This is a genomic window from Caulobacter sp. 17J65-9, assembly GCF_010975005.1.
In the GTDB taxonomy this organism is placed as follows: Bacteria; Pseudomonadota; Alphaproteobacteria; order Caulobacterales; family Caulobacteraceae; genus 17J80-11.
This window is the reverse complement of record NZ_JAAIVC010000322.1, coordinates 1-865: the sequence shown is the minus strand read 5'-3', so window position 1 is coordinate 865 and position 865 is coordinate 1. Positions and strand designations below refer to the sequence as shown.

1 protein-coding gene is annotated in these 865 nt (G+C 75.3%); it reads left to right on the top strand.

All coding sequences use genetic code 11. The features are described 5' to 3' along the window. The coding region (locus tag G3573_RS21685; RefSeq protein ID WP_163263689.1) for a cell wall hydrolase at positions 1-865 on the top strand (865 nt) is incomplete at both ends.

The following is an 865-nucleotide window of genomic DNA, read 5'->3' as shown; positions in this document are numbered from 1 at the left end:
CTGGACGCCCTGGCGTCGGCCATGGACCCGGCCATGCGCACCCTGGCGCGACGGATCGCGCCGGCGCCGGAGGTCGTGCTGGCGGGCGGCGCCGCGGTGCTGGGGCCGGACCCGACCGCGGCCCCGGCCCCGCTGGGCTGGCGCGAGCTGACGCCCGACCTGGCGCGGCTGTGGAACGCCGGCATCCCGGTTTCCGCCGAGGGCAATCCGGCGGCGCGGCCGTTCTTCCTGAAGGCCGTCGACCTGCTGGACGCCAACCGCGCGCTCGATTGCCTGACCGCGGCCGTCTACTACGAGGCGGGATACGAGAGCCTGGAGGGCCAGCAGGCGGTCGCCCAGGTGGTGCTGAACCGCATGCGCCATCCGGCCTATCCGAAGACGGTGTGCGGGGTGGTGTTCCAGGGCGCGCAGCGGACCACCGGCTGCCAGTTCACCTTCACCTGCGACGGCTCGCTGAACCGCACGCCGCAGCCGGCCGTGTGGCGGCGGGCGCGGCAGGTGGCGGCGGCGGCGCTGGACGGTTTCGTTATGACCAAGGTGGGCTCGGCGACGCACTATCACGCCGACTACGTCGCCCCGTACTGGGCCCCGACCCTGACCAAGGTGGCGCAGATCGGGGCGCACATCTTCTATCGCTGGAACGGCGGCGAGGGCCGGCCGGGCGCCTTCACCGGCATGTGGGCCGGCGGAGAGCCCGCGCTTTACCAGACCGCCTTCGATCCGGGCGCGGGCGCGGCCGTCACCCTGGAGCCGGCCGTGCTGGAGATGGCGTCGCTGGAGACGCCGGCGCTCGGCCTGGACGCCGTGAGCGCGGACTCCGCGCCGGCCGAGGCGGCGCCGGACGCGCCCGTGGCGGACGCCGCGC